Here is a 15755-nt window from a genome sequence, read left to right on the forward strand (position 1 = left end):
TCGATCCACTGTTCCAGGAGGCTCGCCATGACGCCGCTGCGCCAACGCATGCTGCACGACATGCAAATCCGCAACCTTGCGCTCAACACGCAGAAGACCTATCTCGTGCAGGTTTCCGGTTTCGCCCGACACTTCCAGCGTTCACCGGAGGTGCTCGGCCCCGACGAGATTCGAGCCTGGATCATCCACCTGACCAACGAACGCAAGCTAGCGCCAGCGAGCGTGCAACTGGCCGTCGGCGCGCTGCGCTTCCTGTATCGAATCTCGCTCAGACGCGACTGGAGCGACGAGGACTTTCCCTTGCCCAGGCGGCCCGTGAAGCTTCCGGTCATCCTCAGCTTCGATGAAGTCACGCGTTTCTTCGAGTCGATTCCCAGCCTGAAGCAGCGTGCCATCCTGATGACGGCCTATGCGGCCGGCCTGCGTGTCTCCGAAGTCGTGCAACTGAAGGTCACCGATATCGACAGCCAACGGATGATGATTCGCGTGTGCCAGGGCAAAGGCCGTAAGGATCGCTACGTAATGCTCTCGCCGCGTCTGCTTGAGGTCCTGCGACTGTACTGGCAGGACGCCCACCCGCGGGACTGGCTCTTTCCAGGCAGCATTCCGGGGCGGCCCATCAGCCGCCATGCCGTGGGCGACGCATGCCAGCTTGCACGTGAGCGTAGCGGCATCACGAAACCCGTTACACCCCATTCGCTGAGGCACGCGTTCGCCACGCACCTGCTCGAAACCGGTGCCGATGTCCGCCGGATCCAGTTGCTGATGGGACATCGCAGCATGGCGACCACGGCGCGGTATTACCGGCCGAAAGTTGTTATGTGCAGTGTTGAATCCCGCTCGCGATAGCAAAGGTTTCCCGTCGTCGGAACTCTACATAAAAGTTTGGGCAGGATGTGGAGGCCCGCATTCCAAAAAACGGCGTGCGTAACCTCCGCAGTCCTACAGCGAATGCAGCCATTCGAGCAGCGTTTTGTTCTGCTGCCAGGATGGGATCTTTGGAAGCGGTGCACCGTCGGTGGCTTTCTCGAGAGCCTTGCGCTTCATCTCAAGATTTGCGCGAGCATAGATCTCAGTTGTCTTCACATCGACGTGCCCCAGGAAGTCGCGGATGATCTCGAGCGGGACGCCACTTTGCAGCAGGTGCATTCCCTTTGTGTGCCTCAGGCTGTGAGGACTCACCCGCTGCGTGAATTCGGGGTGACTTCGCCGTACAGGAATCACATACTTTTGCAGAAGATAACGCACACCCGAGCGCGATAACCGTGTGCCTTGCCGGTTCTGGAAGAGTGGTTTGTCGGCATGTTCAGGGCGATCGAGGTTGTTATCGCGTCGATACTGGCGTAGCAGTTCGACGGTCGAGTCCATCAGGGGCACGGCGCGCAGCTTTCGGCCCTTTCCCATGAGCCGCACCTGCGATGGAGGATCCACGCGCACGTCCCCGGCGTTCAGGTCAATCAACTCCTGTACCCGGGCACCGGTATCATAAAGTACGCTCAACATCACTGCATCCCGGCGGCCCTCAGACGTATGCAGGTCCGGTTGTGCGAGAAGCTGTGCAAGGTATTCCTTGGAGAGGTAACCGACACTGGCGCGCGGCTGTCGCCGTAGCGGGATCGCGAGGATCTGCTGACACTGGAGCAGGCGCTCGGGTTCTTCCGATTGTACGTATCGGAAGAACGCGTGCAACGCCGCGAGACGATGATTCAGTGTGCTGACCGAAACGTGCCGGTCATTGGCCAGGTGATCAAGGAATGCCTCGACCAGCGGTACGTCGATCTGTGCCAGAGACAGACGCTCCAGTGCGATTCCCTGCACGTCTCGACAGAATCGCAGCAGCAGGGTGAACACGTCGCGATAGGCCTTGATCGTGTTGGGGCTTAGGTTGCGCTGCGCGGCCAGATGGTGCGTCAGGAAGCTGGTCACGAGCACGGAGAAATCCGTCGGTTTCATGATCCGTTCCTCCGCGGGATGACATCACCGAAGGCAGCGCTGGTGCGCGCCGTGATCTCCGGAAACAGCTCGGCGATCAGATGCAAATAGCGCTGCGTTCCAGCGAGGGAGCGATGGCCCATGTAGGTCGCCAGCACCGGGAGCTTCGCATTGAGGTCGGCTCCCTCCTGGCACCACCGCAGCAACGCATGGACGGCAAAAACATGTCTCAGATCATGTAAGCGCGGCCCCTTGCCCCTGCCGGCATGCGGGACCCCGCAGCGCAACAGCAGCTCCCGGTACAGCCAGTAGACGGCTGGGTGGCTCAACGGGCCGTCGGATGGCGAAGGGAAGAAGTAGGCATCGGACGGGCGATCGCCCATGACTTGCGCGTAGGTTCGAAGGCGCTGTACCAGGGGCAAGGCTGGGGGAACGAGCCTGTCCTTTCGAAATTTGCCCTCACGCACCGTCAGGATTCCCCGAACAAGGTCAACGTCGGCCACGCGCAGGTGCAGCACCTCGCCCACCCTCAGGCCGCAGCCATACAGGAGCCGGAGCACTTCCGGCATAATGAGATGCCGCATTGGGGATCGTGCGGTCGGTGTAAGCTGGTCAGCCGCCTGGAACAGCCGCTGAATCTCGGCGTGGGTCAGAATGCGTGGCGAGAAACTGTCAGAGCGCTTTGCCGTCAGCGATCGATCCGGCACGTCAGCAGAATATCCCAGCCGGCACATGAACAGGGAAAATTGGCGAACTGCGCAGATACGATGATCGTGGGTGCTCTTACTCTCGTGGGGCTGTTTGGCGAGCCACTTGCGGCTGATCGAGCGCGGCAGCACGCATTCGGATAGCGCTTCATCGCTCAGGAAGCGGTCAAAGCATGCCAGCAAGCGGGCTTGCTCATCATATCGATAACCACACGCCCGTTTCTCTTGGACGAACTGTTCCATAAGTGAGCCGACAACGCTCCGGAACTGCCCCTTGAATGCGCTACTAGACATGGCGCATCTCCTCGGTGTTCAACGCGGCAGTGCGCAGGGTTTCCACGTCGGTCTTCGCGTAGATCAACGTCGAGGCCGTCGTCGCATGCCCCAGGATGTCGCTGATGACTTGAAACGGCGTCTGTTCATGAAGCAGTCGTGTCGCGAGTGTGTGGCGTAGCGAGTGCAAACCATGGCGTTGTGGAGTCCGGAAACGAATCCCGGCGAGGGCCTTCCAATGCTTGACGATGTGATGCAGGTTAGTAGCCTCCAAGAAGGGTTGGAAAGGCGCATTCAACGTGAGAAACACTTCTCGATGACCCGATTGAGGACGGCCCGATCTCAGATAGTCAATCAGGGCTTCGCCGACTTCTTCCGGTAATGGCAAACAAAGAGGTGCGAGGGTCTTCGACTGCTTAACCTCTATTGTGGCCGTTTCCCACTTCAGATCGTCGATGGTTAGTGTCCGAATGTCGCTCGCTCTCAATCCGAGGCGACAGGCAAGCAGAAGGATCGCGTAATCGCGCTTGCCTTTGGGCGAGGTTCTATCGACGACTTCGAGCAACCTGATCACAAGTTCCGGATCCCAGACCGATGGAACAGTCGCATCGCGGGGAACGTGGACCACCGGCAATACATGGCTGAGATCCTGCTGCAGAATTCCTCGCAGCAGAAGAAAGCGCAGAAAACCACGCACATCGGAAACGATCCGTGAGACGGACTTGGCCGCCAGGCGATGTTGCGAGGTCACAAATGCGCAGAGATCGGCCGGCTGCATCTGGTCAAAAAACGTGATATTCCTTGAACCAAGGAAATCCGCGAATATCGCGATCTCCCGCATCCGCTCGCGAAGGGTCGTTGTGCGAAGATGACGACGATCTCGACAGTACAGTTCATAGTCGCGCAATGTCGTGCTCATGGGCGCCGGGACCTGGATCTTCTGCATGTCGGTGACGGTACGCTCAATGTGTCCGTCACGCGCAAAATCCTCCAGAACCTTGAGGGCAAACACGATATGCCGTCGCCACCCCTGCCGTGAGTTCAGGCACTCACCCTCATACATCTGATACGCAGTGCGAAACTGTTCAGCCAGCTCGTACGAATACTGATCTTCCAGGCTCATCTCGTGACAAAACGCGATGAGATGTCGCCAGACTGCGCGATAGCGCGCGAGCGTTCGTCTGCTGTAATGAAGCCTCTCCAGTTCGCCCACGGCACCAGCAACGAACTGCTGCAACGGCAGGTGGCTTGAAACTTGATGGGTTGACTTCTCCATGATCGAGCTCCTCACAAAGGCGATCCCGATGGCCGCCAGGAGCCCATCATGAAATTTTATGTGCAGTTGTTCAAACCTGATGCCTTCTCACGATGCGTTTGACGTTGCTACTCTACATAACGATCTACTGTCGGTAATACCGTTAGTACTAAACCGCTGACGCGGTAGTGGAAGGGAAGCGGAGGTCAGTGCCTGGCGTTCCATCAGGACGGTTGTCAGATGCCGGGCCACGGGGAAGGGACGAGCAGGCGGCCAGGAGCAGCATGGAGGTGCCCGACCGGGCATGTCATCCACTGTTCCCCGGAGGTCCGCCATGACACTGCTCCGCCAACGCATGCTGCACGACATGCAGATCCGCAATCTCGCAGACAACACCCAGAAGTCCTATCTGCTGCAGGTTGCCAGTTTCGCCCGGCATTTCCGGCGCTCGCCTGAACTACTCGGCCCCGAAGAGATCCGCGCGTGGCTCGTCCATCTTCGCGAGGAGCGCAAGCTGGCCCCCGGCAGCCTCGGTCCAACGATCGGCGCACTGCGCTTCCTCTACCGCGTGACGCTCAAGCGACCCTGGAGCGACGAGGACTTTCCGTTGCCCAGGAAGCCGTTCAGACTCCCGGTCGTCCTGAGCCTGGAGGAGATCACCGCCTTCTTCGAGTCGGTCGCCAGCCTCAAGCAGCGCACCATCCTGATGACCGCGTACGCCGCCGGGCTGCGGGTGTCAGAAGTCGTGCATCTGAAGCTCACCGACATCGACAGCCAGCGCATGGTGATCCGCGTGAACCAGGGTAAAAACCGTAAGGACCGCTATGTAATGCTCTCGCCACGGCTGCTCGAAATCCTGCGACTGTACTGGCACGACGCTCACCCCCGGGAGTGGCTCTTCCCGGGCGACATCCCGGGCCAGCCCATCACCCGGTTTGCCGTGGCACGGGCGTGCAACCTCGCACGGCAGCGCAGCGGCATCCAGAAACCCATCACCCCGCATTCGCTGCGGCACGCGTTCGCCACGCATCTGCTGGAGACCGGCACCGATGTGCGCAGGATCCAGCTGCTGATGGGTCATCGCAGCCTTTCGACCACGGCCAAGTACCTGAAAGTGGCAACCAGCACCATCTGTGAAACCTCCAGCCCCTTTGATCTGCTGCCGCACGTTGAGCCCGTGCAGCCTCCGCCGAGTCCGCCCGACTATTTCTGAACACCGTCATGCGTGCGCCACTCGAGGTGGCGGACATCTTCCGCCGCTGCGGCCCGAAGTACCGGCAGAGGCACGCCGACGGGCTCAGTCGTGCCCAGCGCCGTGCGATGAGCGCGATTGAACTGTGCCGCACCGTGGCCCTTGGCGGCCATCTCGAACAGTGCGACGCCTGCGGTCACCAGCGCATCACCTACAACTCGTGCCGGCATCGAGCCTGCCCGAAGTGCCAGTCGCTCGCCCGCGCGCAATGGCTCGAACACCGGCAGGCTGAACTGCTGCCCGAGGTCGAGTACTTCCATGTGGTCTTCACGTTGCCCGAGCCCATCGCGGCGCTCGCCTACCAGAACAAGAAACTGCTCTATGACATCCTGTTCCGCACCAGCGCCGAAACCCTGCGCACGATCGCCGCCGACCCCAGACACCTGGGCGCCGAGATCGGCTTCATCACGGTCCTGCACACGTGGGGGCAGAACCTGCAACACCATCCGCACGTGCACTGCGTGGTGCCGGGCGGCGGCATCGCCCCGGACGGCGAGCGCTGGATCGCCTGCCGTCCCGGCTTCTTCCTGCCCGTGCGGGTGCTCTCACGGCTGTTCCGTCGTCTGTTTCTCGCCCAGCTGCGTCATGCCTTCGACACCGGTGCACTGCATTTCTACGGCCAGCTTGAACCGCTCGCCGACGTTCAGGCATTCGCCGCCTTTCTCGCGCCGGCCAAACAGGCCGAGTGGGTCGTCTATGCGAAGCCCCCCTTTGGCGACGCCCGGCACGTACTCGACTATCTGGGCCGCTACACCCACCGTGTCGCCATCTCCAACCACCGGCTGGTCAAGTTCGACGATGGCCGCGTCACCTTCCAGTGGAAAGACTATAAACACCCCGCTGCAACGAAGACCATGACGCTCGAGGCCGACGAATTCATCCGCCGCTTCCTGCTGCATGTGCTGCCGAGCGGCTTCCAACACATCCGCAGCTACGGCCTGCTGGCCAATTGCCACCGGGCGGCGCGCCTGGCCACCTGCCGCCGGCTGCTCGGCGTCGAGGCGCCCGCGCACGAAATACCCGACCCGATGGAAGACTACCGCGACCGTTACCAGCGACTCACCGGCAAGTCCCTGCGCGATTGCCCCGTCTGCGGCAGGGGCCACATGGTCTGCGTCGAAACCTTCCTGCCCGGTGTACTGCCCCGTGCGCCGCCACTCGCTCACCATGTTCACTGATCCGCGTTCGCATCACGACCGATCACGTTTCCATGCATTCCGGATGGCAACGCGCCCGGCCTTGCTTCATCGAGCCTTTGCCGGAGGGGAACGCCCGCCATCGGCACCCTTGACCTCGCCAACTCAACGCTCGCCATCACCCTCACGCACTCATCCACTGCACTTCATCGTTGCCCGGCGCCCGGCGAACGCGGGGGGCACGCATTGAATGACCTCGGTGGCCATTCAATGCCCATACCGGCAACCGCCTGCGGAGCGGTTCAGCACAAACGGTTTTTTAGTTACCGATCGCGGCCTGACTTCATCGGATCTTGTGCATAGACTTGTAGCCGCGCTCGCCAACCAAAAAACCCTCTGCCAAATGTGCTGCAGCACATTTCCGGTACCTCAAACTGACCACGAGCACCGTGTGTGCGACCACCAGTCCCTTCGACCTGCTGCCGCATCCCGCACCCGTTCCACCGCAGCCGACTGCGCCCGAGTACTTCTGAAGCCGGCGATGCGACCGGCGCTCGAGGTGGCGGACATCTTCCGCCGCTGCGGCCCGCAGTACCGGCGCACCCATGCCGGTGCACTCAGTCGTGCCCAGCGGCGCGCGATGAGCGCGATCGAGCTGTGCCGCACCGCCGCGCTCGGCGGACATGTCGAGCAGTGTGATGCGTGCGGCCATCAGCGCATTGCCTACGACTCATGCCGGCATCGCTGCTGTCCGAAATGCCAGTCGCTCGCCCGTGCGCAGTGGCTCGAACGCCGGCAGGCCGAACTGCTCCCCGAGGTTGACTACTTCCACCTGGTCTTCACGCTGCCCGAACCCATCGCGACACTTGCGTACCAGAACAAACGTGTTGTCTATGACATGCTGTTCCGCACCAGCGCCGCGACGCTACGCACGATCGCCGCCGACCCGAAACACCTGGGTGCGGAGATCGGCTTCATGACGGTCCTGCACACGTGGGGGCAGAACCTGCAGCACCATCCGCACGTGCACTGCGTCGTACCGGGCGGCGGCATCGCCCCGGACGGCAAACGCTGGGTCGCCTGCCGTTCCGGCTTCTTCCTGCCCGTGCGCGTGCTCTCGCGCCTCTTCCGGCGGCTCTTTCTCGACCAGTTGCGCTGCGCGTTCGATGCCGGCGGGCTGCGTTTCCATGGCCAGCTCGAACCCCTGCGGGATCCCCGGGCGTTCGCCGCGTGGCTTGCGCCCACCGCCCAGGCGGAGTGGGTGGTCTACGCGAAACCGCCCTTCGGCGGCGCCCGGCAGGTGCTCGATTACCTGGGCCGCTACACGCATCGCGTCGCCATCTCGAACGACCGGCTGCTCCGCTTCGATGGCGATTCAGTGCTTTTCCGCTGGAAGGACTACCGGCACGAAGCCCGGCACAGCACCATGACGCTCACGGCCGACGAGTTCATGCGCCGCTTCCTCCTGCACGTGCTGCCCGACGGCTTCAAGCGCATCCGCAGCTACGGGTGGCTCGCCAACTGCCACCGGGCAGCGCGACTGGCCACCTGCCGGCGGCTGCTCGGCGTCGAGCCGCCCGACGCCGCGTCACCCGCCATCGGCGAAGACTACCGTGACCGTTATCTGCGGCTCACCGGCAGGTCACTGCGCGACTGCCCCGTGTGCGGCAAGGGCCACATGGTCCACATCGAAGGCGGTGTGCCTGGCATCCTCCCGCGTGCTCCCCCTGAGCCGATCCATGTGGACTGACCGGCATCCGCACCGTCCTCCATCACGTTGGCCGTCCCCGATGCGACCAACGCGACCGGACTCGTGCTTCCGATTCCCTGCCACAACACAATGCCGCGAAACTCCGCATACCTTGCCCATCGACGCCCGCATTTCCGCTGCCTTCGCGCGACGGGCTCTCCCCGATCGCCCGGCTCCGCCGTCCGACACACGTGCGCGGGCATCGCGAATCACCCCGCCGTTCATTCAATGCCCATAGACGCCAGCGCCTGCGGAGCGGTTTAGCACAAACATTTTTTTGATTGGCGATCGCGGAGGGGCCCCGTCCGGCCTGTTCACGCGTCAGCAGCCGCGATCGCCAATCAAAAAAATCTCTGCTCTACGGAAGTTCGTAATCGGACCGGGTTGATCCATAAGTGGACATGGCGGACCATTGCATCGCGCATAAGGTATTTATCGGAACGCGCCGCAGGCTGAGCTAGTCCAGAGAAACCTCGATTCGATTGCGGCCCCGCTCCTTTGCTCGATACAGCGCCTTGTCGCCACGCGACAACGGCTGGTGGATCCCTGCATCGGTCGCTCGCATAATGTCGACGCCAATACTGACGGACAGCTCGATGCGCACGTCGCCATGAATCAAGGGGGTTCGAAATGCACGCTGCTGGACGCGCCGGGCGACCTTGATCGCAGCGTCGAGACCCGTATTCGGCAGCACCATTGCAAATTCCTCGCCGCCCAAGCGCCCAACGATGTCACCGACCCGCATTTCGGCACGTAGAAGCATGGCGAAATGCGCGAGCGCAAGATCGCCAACTGCATGCCCCCATCGGTCGTTGAGCGCCTTGAAGTAGTCCAGATCAAACATCACAATCGCGGCCACGTCGTTGTCGGTGCTGCGGATGCGCGCCAACTCGGCCTCGCTCTGCTTCATGAAGTACCGGCGATTAGGCAACTGCGTGAGGAAGTCGATAGTCGCGAGTTCCTGCAGTTCAGCCTCGATCTGCTTGCGCTCGGTCACGTCCGTGATGAAGCCGTGCCACAATGGGCTGCCGTCAGCCAGCCGTTGCGGCCGCGCATCCCCTTGCCGCCAGCGCAAGCCTTGTCGGGGCAGTTGCACCCGAAATTCGAGGTGCCACGGCGATAGGCTTGCGGCAGATTGCCTGAGCGACTGGCGGTACGCGGCCAGATCACGCCGATCGACCAGTGCGTCGATGGCTTCTGCGGTTGTCGCGAGCTGCTGTGGCATCAATTCGAAAATGTCGCGGATACCGTCGCTTGCATAGGAGAAGAAGGAGCGTCCATCGGGCATCCACCTGTATTGGAAGACGAGGCCCGGCACCTCGTCGGTCAGGTTCGTGACCAGTTCGACGGACTGCTGGAGCTGCCCGGCCGTTTCCCGCAACGCTGTAATATCGGTCGTCGTACCGACCATGCGCAGCGCTCGCCCGTTGCCGTCGCGCTCGACCACCTTGCCGCGGCTGCAGATCCACTTGTAGCTGCCGTCCTTGCATCGGATCCGGTGCTCGACCGCGTAGCTGTCGGATCTGCTTTCAAAGTGCGCCTGCATCGCTGCGCTGACGTAAGCAAGGTCGTCTGGATGCAAACGCAGATAGGCGTCTTCGATCCTGTTGCCAAGCTCGTGGGACTCGTAGCCGAGGATCGCTTTCCATGCAGGCGAGTAATGAATTTCGCCGCTGGCAACATTGCGGTCCCAGACGCCGGTTCCGCTACCGTCAAGCGCCAGCGTCATCAGTTCCGCGCGTTCCTCCAGTGCTTTCACGCGGTCGCTTAGGTCCGTGAGCACATCCGTACGTTCAAGCCCGCGGGCGATCACCCCAGCCAGTTCGTACAGAAACCTCCGTTGCGCGTCATCTAGCGCGCGGGGCAAATCATCCAGCAGGTATAGCGCGCCAAGATGGCGTCCGGTGGCGTCCGTCAGCGCACAGGCAGCGTAGAAGCGTGGCAATCGCACCGTGAGATCGGAAGGCCCGCCGCGAAAGCGCTCGTCGTCGTGCGTATCCGGCACGATGACCATCCTGTCCATCATTGAGCATGCTTGTGACGACACACCTGTCAGGTCCGGAGGCAGCGCGTCAGGCAAGACGCCGTCCACTGCTTTTGGCCTTTGCCCCAAGGGGTCGATAAGGCGACGAGAGAAGTTGCGACGCCGAAATGAGCCCGCGCAAGCCTTACCAACGCCTGACATTCAGTGTTGGCCGTTGTCGGTGCTAATTCGTCGACCGTGGGTACGGTAGGCGGAACAACGCCGTCATGCAAATCGTTGCGAACCAGCATAGTAAGCCGTTACAGGGAGGAGCCGCGAGCCGTGGCAAACGACTGTATAACGGCAACGCACGCACTACATTTAGGGCGAATTGGTTCGCGACGAGCGCCAAGGATGGGTCTCGCAACGGACGCCCCGGCCTGCGGGCTGTAGCGACAGCCCCGCAGTCGTTCGTGTCGCCCGCTGCTAACAGCAAGGAAGGCGGCACCCCCCGGTGGGACCGATCGGCGTCGGACCGAGATCGGCCAGAAGCAGTCGTTGAACACTGTCGGCACGAGGTATTCGAGTGGCAATTTCACTCTTGGAGCGGCCCTTCACGATGTTCCTGATAAGCGGGATCGATGATCGCGTCGAGGAGATCGATATTGCCGGGTACGCCGCCAACATCTTCCGGCGGACAGACGTTGCGGCCGTCCGGGCAGATGGGCGAGAGCAACTCAGGATCAGGCGGCAGGACCTTCTCGCCCTTCACACGATGCCGCCAGTTGTCACCGCACAATGCTCCTTGCCGTCGGACAGCCCGTCGAAGCTGTACGTCGTGCTGTTGACCTCGCGGCCGTCGTTCAGATTCACGGGTAGTCGCGTGGCCGTACGGATGTCGCGGCGGGTTGGTGCGTACCCGTTAGCGTCCTCAGGAACGCGACGATTGCGTCAATGTCCGATTCCGCCAATTGTTTGCCGACCTGATATGTCGCCATGTCACGTACAGCTTCGCGCAGATCGATGCGGCTGCCGTCGTGGAAATAGGGCGCGGTCAGCTCAACGTTGCGCAGCGTCGGCGTCTTGAACGCATGGCGATCGAGCGGATCTTTCGTAACGTTGGCGCGGCCGTTGTCCGCGTCGGTGCGCGCGTGGCCCCGCGCGGCGAAGTAGTCGGCCGCGAGGCCCATCCGTTCGAACGACTGCCCGCCCAGATTCTTGCCAACGTGGCAGGTCGCGCAATGGTTTGCCTTGAATAACTGGTAGCCCCGCAGTTCCTCGCTATTCAGCACATCCCTGTCGCCGCGCAGGTAAGCATCGAAGCGACTCGGCGTTAGCAGTGTCGTCTCATATTCGGCGATCGCGTCTGTGATGTTCTCGCCTGACCAACCGTCCGGGTACACCCGCAAGAACTGTTGCGTCAGCGATGAGTCCTGTTTCAGCTTATCGATGATCTCACTCCATGACGTGGACGCCATTTCGACCGGATTCAGCGGTGGGCCGCCGGCCTGTTCCTGCAGCGTGGCGGCGCGACCGTCCCAGAACTGCGTGCGGTTGAGTGCCGAGTTGAACACTGTCGGTGCGTTGATTGCACCCAACTGGCCGCCCACGCCGGACGAAACCTTTTTTCCATCTACGCCACCGATCGCTAGGTTGTGGCAGCTCGCACACGATATCGTGTTGTCCGCCGATAGTCTGACATCGTTGAAAAGCTGGTTCCCGAGCGCGACCTTGCCCGCGTCAGTCGGCAAGGAATGTGGCAACGGTTGTACCGGCTCGTTAGCGAACTCTGGTGCAACGCCGGGCGTCGCATATGCGCTGTGTCGCTGTGACGCGATCCAGTCGAGAAGCGCGCGTTGATCGTCAGCGCTCAAGCCGGTGGTCCAGTGTACGAAGCGAAACAGCTTTGGTGGCATGGTGCGTTCGTTCACAACGGTTTCCAGCTTTGCAAGATCGGCTTCGGGGGCCGGTACGCCACTTCCGAGCGCCGCGTACAGGCTGTCGATGCGGAAGTAGGCGAGGCCCGTCTGTATGTCGTGCTCGGCTAGCTGACGAATGCCTGGTAGCGCGGCATAGTTGGGCAGGACAGTTTTCGTCGAGTGGCAGTAATAGCACGCGTTTCGATCTAACACTTTGCGGATGCCGTACGCTTGTGGGGACGCGGCCAGTCTCGCGGCCGCTCTTTCCGCATAGTCCTTGTCGTGTATGTACGCAATGCCGCTGATGCAGAGATAGCCTATCAGCACGACGGCGATCGATACGATCAGCAGTTTCTTCACTTGCTCTCCTGTTTCGATTTTGGTCGGAATCCCATACCGTTTACATCGGGTAGGTCTTGATGTTGATATCGGCTGCAGAGCGATGCCGTGCTGATCGTACAGAACGCACAGAAATTGACTGGTTCCGAGACACGCGCGAAGGGGGTGTCTGCCTATATAACGGACGGATCCTGAGCGAAATCAGTGACGTAGTGCCATGCTGAAAAGCGCTCGTCGACTTGTTTGCGGTAGAGGGCGGCGCAGTGGATGTCTTCGCTGGGCCATCACGCACATCAATGTAGCCTGCAGCTTCCAGCTCGCGAAAGATCTTCAGACTGTTCTGCTTGTGCGTAGCGTCCGTTGTTCCGATGAAGACATCGGGCTCGATGTGCATTGCCCGCAAGCAATCCATTATCTCGTCAATATGCAACTGCGCGACTTCGTCAATCGGACGACCGAGCTTGCGCGCCTTCACTACCGTATAGGTGCCATGCTCGTCCGCACCTGTGACGTGGTAGGCGCGGTGACCTCTCATGCGTTGAAAGCGAACGAAAAGATCGGTGAGCAGATAGACCCCGCCGATATGGCCGAGATGCAGCTTGCCGTTCGGGCAGGGCGGTGCGGGGCAAACGAAAAAGGTGCGTGTGGTCAAGTTAGTCCCACCATATCGATAGAAATTTCAGGCTCGCTGCCGGGTCGGCATTGCGAATCGCGTGCTCCTGATTCGGCTCGATATAGAGCAGCGTTGAATCTGCCACTGGCCGCGCCTGGCCATTCACCTCGAAGACTCCCTTGCCTGAAATGAGTACCCACAGTTCATGCTCGGAATGGGAGTGCAGATTGACAGCGGCCGCCGGCACGACCTCAACAATCGATGTGCCGAACGCTTTTGTCAGGCCAGCGGGCAGATGTTCGAGCAGCCGGCAAACAAGAACGCCGTATTCCGGCCGCATCATGGATGGGTCAATCTGCTTTGTGTACACGCACATTCTCCGGTGAATTACATTAGGGAAGCGCTGATTAATTGACCGGGCTGCCGAGCTTGCAGATGGGATGGCGCGGATTTTTTCTGGATGACGAAGTAAATGAGGATCGGTTTCGGTGAATTTGGCTCTGGAGCGAGCCTCACTTATCGCATCTTTCACACACATGACGGATTGCCCCCATGAACCGGCTGCAATAGATTTCGCGCAATCACCAGGTTCGCCAAGGCGAACAGACTGAACAGTTGCGCCGTGTTCTTGGCCAGCCCCTTGTAGCGCACCTTGCGATGATGGAACAGGTTCTTGACAATATGAAACGGATGCTCGACCCGCGCGCGAATCTGCGCCTTGGTTCGCTCGACCGCAACCACCAGGTCCTTCAGCGGACCGTCCTGCATCGCCTTGATCTTTCCGCGCTTGGCCGCCACGCGCCACTTCACCGGCTTGCCCTTCATTTCGTCGCGTTTGTCCACGCCGATGTAGCCCGCGTCGCCGAACGCTTCTTGCTCATGTCCGTGCAGCAGGGCATGGGCCTGCGACACATCCGACACGTTGGCCGACGTGCCAACCACGGTATGCACCAGCCCCGAATCGGCGTCGACACCGATGTGGGCCTTCATCCCAAAGTGCCATTCGTTTCCCTTCTTCGTCTGATGCATCTCCGGGTCGCGGCTCTTCCCGGCGTTCCTGGTCGACGGTGGCGCTTCGATGATCGTCGCGTCGACCAGCGTACCTTCCTTCATCATCAGCCCGCGCTCGCACAGCGAGATGCCGATCTCGTCGAACAAGTTGCGCGTCAGATCATGCTCGACCAGCAGGCGACGGAACTTCAGCAAGGTGGTCGCATCCGGCACATTCTCGAGCGCCAGGTCGATACCGGCGAAGGCGCGCAGCGCGATGCTGTCATACAACGCATCTTCCAGACCTTCGTCCGACAGACCGTACCACTGCTGCAGAAAGTAGATGCGCAGCATACGCTCCAGGCCGATCGGCGGCCGACCTCGCCCGCCCTTCGGGTAGTGCGGCTCGATCGCCGCCAGCAAGCGCGACCAAGGCACGACGCGCTCCATTTCGGCCAGAAAGCGCTGGCGTCTCGTCACACGTTTCTTGCCCGCGCTTTCCGCTTCCGCAAAGCTGATCTGCCGCTTCATCGTCGATCGTCCGTCCCGTGAATTTCTTCCACAACGCCCTCGATCACATCTGCGATGACGGTCGCACCAAATAAATCAGTGTTTCCTTAGGTGCGATAGAAAATGCCATTTGGCGGCTTCAGATCGTGGATATCCGATTCCTTTCCTTCGGGTGGGTTGTAGGCACGCTTCAGTTTGTTGTATTCCGTACGCGTGGGGCCACCAGTCGAGGCGCGCTGGAACACCAGATAGAGCACGCGGCGCGAACGGTTACTTTTGTTGGGCTGCGAATAGTGCGGCGCGTAGTCGTCGAAGACGAAGATGTCGCCGGCCTTCCAGGGCACGGGTTCCCACTTGAACGTCTCGGCCACTTCCGGATGAATCACGCCGCCGGCGTCCATCGGAAACACACCTTTCTGATGGTTGCCCGGACTGAAGAACAGGCCGCCGTTGTCCGGATCGGAATCATCGATGCCGATGGCGACCACGGCATGCACCATGCGTTCAGGAATGTTGTGCGGGGTGTGATAGATGTCCTGATGCGGACGGTAGCCGCCGCTGTCCGGGTACTTGAAGATGAGCAGTTCCTTGAGCATGCGGGTATCTTCATCGAGAAGCGATTCGACGGCCGTCTGGATGCGCTTGTCGGCCAGCAACAGGTCGCGCAGCTCGTTGTTGAAGTCCCAAAAGCTCTCTACCTTTGAAACGATCCTGCGGTCGTCCTCGGTCTTCTCGAACCACATCATCCATTTGTTGTCGCTGATTTCCCAGCGCGAGACATCGTTGACCAGAGCAGAAATCTTTTCGCGGGTGACCGGATAGAAAAAGCCCTCTACTTTTAGATATCCATCTTCGTTGCCACTTGGATTTTTGCGTTTCATTCAGCATACGAACCACCTCGTTAAAGAACGGAGTTTTCAAGGAGAAGTCAGGCGGCGAAATGCGCCTTCATGCGCATGACGCCGATAGCACGACATTGGCGAGTACGGCGCCTAGCAGGACGACGAGCATTGCATCGGCGCCGAAAACGTGAATCAGAACGCCACATAGGGAAGGGCATCCGAACAGACCGATGAAATAGGCAAGCGTAAAGATTTGCGAAGTCACCGGCACCGA

General features: G+C 60.8%; 14 protein-coding genes. 4 read left to right on the forward strand and 10 right to left on the reverse strand.

The features are described from left to right. Positions 1-27 precede the first annotated feature (27 nt). Positions 28-849, forward strand: coding sequence for a tyrosine-type recombinase/integrase (locus tag HWY30_RS36395; protein WP_090812761.1), 822 nt, complete (start codon positions 28-30; stop codon positions 847-849). A 93-nt stretch (positions 850-942) separates the two neighbouring features. Here the strand turns inward: HWY30_RS36395 and HWY30_RS36400 are convergent, their stop codons facing one another. The 3 genes from HWY30_RS36400 to HWY30_RS36410 are packed head-to-tail and all read right to left on the reverse strand — an operon-like array spanning position 943 to position 4188. Then, positions 943-1953, reverse strand: a complete 1011-nt coding sequence (locus HWY30_RS36400) for a site-specific integrase (protein ID WP_090812760.1) — start codon at positions 1951-1953, stop codon at positions 943-945. Then, on the reverse strand, positions 1950-2933 hold the full coding sequence (locus tag HWY30_RS36405) for a tyrosine-type recombinase/integrase (RefSeq protein ID WP_090812759.1): 984 nt from the start codon (positions 2931-2933) through the stop codon (positions 1950-1952). The genes HWY30_RS36400 and HWY30_RS36405 overlap by 4 nt, the downstream gene beginning before the upstream one ends. Further along, positions 2926-4188 carry a site-specific integrase gene (locus HWY30_RS36410; protein ID WP_143037374.1) on the reverse strand — a complete coding sequence of 421 codons (1263 nt, stop codon included), beginning with the start codon at positions 4186-4188 and terminating at the stop codon, positions 2926-2928. Before HWY30_RS36410 ends, HWY30_RS36405 begins: the two co-directional genes overlap by 8 nt. 313 nt (positions 4189-4501) lie before the next feature. Here HWY30_RS36410 and HWY30_RS36415 point away from each other — a divergent pair, with 313 nt between their 5' ends. The 3 genes from HWY30_RS36415 (at position 4502) to HWY30_RS36425 (ending at position 8305) form a co-directional block, all read left to right on the forward strand. Continuing rightward, positions 4502-5380: a tyrosine-type recombinase/integrase gene (locus HWY30_RS36415; protein ID WP_090812757.1), complete on the forward strand. Its 879-nt coding sequence runs from the start codon at positions 4502-4504 to the stop codon at positions 5378-5380. A gap of 8 nt (positions 5381-5388) precedes the next feature. Continuing rightward, a complete protein-coding gene (locus tag HWY30_RS36420) occupies positions 5389-6597 on the forward strand; it encodes an IS91 family transposase (protein ID WP_090812756.1) in 1209 nt (402 codons plus the stop codon). Positions 6598-7096: 499 nt separating this feature from the next. Continuing rightward, positions 7097-8305, forward strand: coding sequence for an IS91 family transposase (locus HWY30_RS36425; RefSeq protein ID WP_090812755.1), 1209 nt, complete (start codon positions 7097-7099; stop codon positions 8303-8305). Between the two features lie 457 nt (positions 8306-8762). Here HWY30_RS36425 and HWY30_RS36430 read toward each other — a convergent pair whose 3' ends face one another. The 7 genes from HWY30_RS36430 to HWY30_RS36460 form a co-directional block, all read right to left on the reverse strand. Then, on the reverse strand, positions 8763-10331 hold the full coding sequence (locus HWY30_RS36430) for a sensor domain-containing diguanylate cyclase (RefSeq protein ID WP_341809958.1): 1569 nt from the start codon (positions 10329-10331) through the stop codon (positions 8763-8765). Between the two features lie 532 nt (positions 10332-10863). Then, the gene (locus HWY30_RS36435) at positions 10864-11040 is read right to left on the reverse strand and encodes a plasmid pRiA4b ORF-3 family protein (RefSeq protein ID WP_244145146.1); all 177 of its coding nucleotides are present in this window, start codon (positions 11038-11040) and stop codon (positions 10864-10866) included. Between the two features lie 97 nt (positions 11041-11137). Further along, positions 11138-12547, reverse strand: a complete 1410-nt coding sequence (locus tag HWY30_RS36440) for a cytochrome c peroxidase (RefSeq protein WP_090812754.1) — start codon at positions 12545-12547, stop codon at positions 11138-11140. Positions 12548-12587: 40 nt separating this feature from the next. After that, positions 12588-13178 carry a class I tRNA ligase family protein gene (locus HWY30_RS41200; protein WP_208524358.1) on the reverse strand — a complete coding sequence of 197 codons (591 nt, stop codon included), beginning with the start codon at positions 13176-13178 and terminating at the stop codon, positions 12588-12590. A gap of 1 nt (position 13179) precedes the next feature. Further along, entirely contained in the window at positions 13180-13515 is a 336-nt protein-coding gene (locus HWY30_RS36450; protein ID WP_090812753.1) for a cupin domain-containing protein, read from the reverse strand. Positions 13516-13667: 152 nt separating this feature from the next. Further along, positions 13668-14660: an IS5 family transposase gene (locus tag HWY30_RS36455; RefSeq protein ID WP_090812752.1), complete on the reverse strand. Its 993-nt coding sequence runs from the start codon at positions 14658-14660 to the stop codon at positions 13668-13670. 86 nt (positions 14661-14746) lie between these two features. After that, entirely contained in the window at positions 14747-15520 is a 774-nt protein-coding gene (locus tag HWY30_RS36460) for a phytanoyl-CoA dioxygenase family protein (RefSeq protein WP_208524359.1), read from the reverse strand. Positions 15521-15755 lie beyond the last annotated feature (235 nt).

Source organism: Paraburkholderia tuberum STM678, from assembly GCF_902833905.1.
Classification (GTDB): Bacteria; Pseudomonadota; Gammaproteobacteria; order Burkholderiales; family Burkholderiaceae; genus Paraburkholderia; species Paraburkholderia tuberum.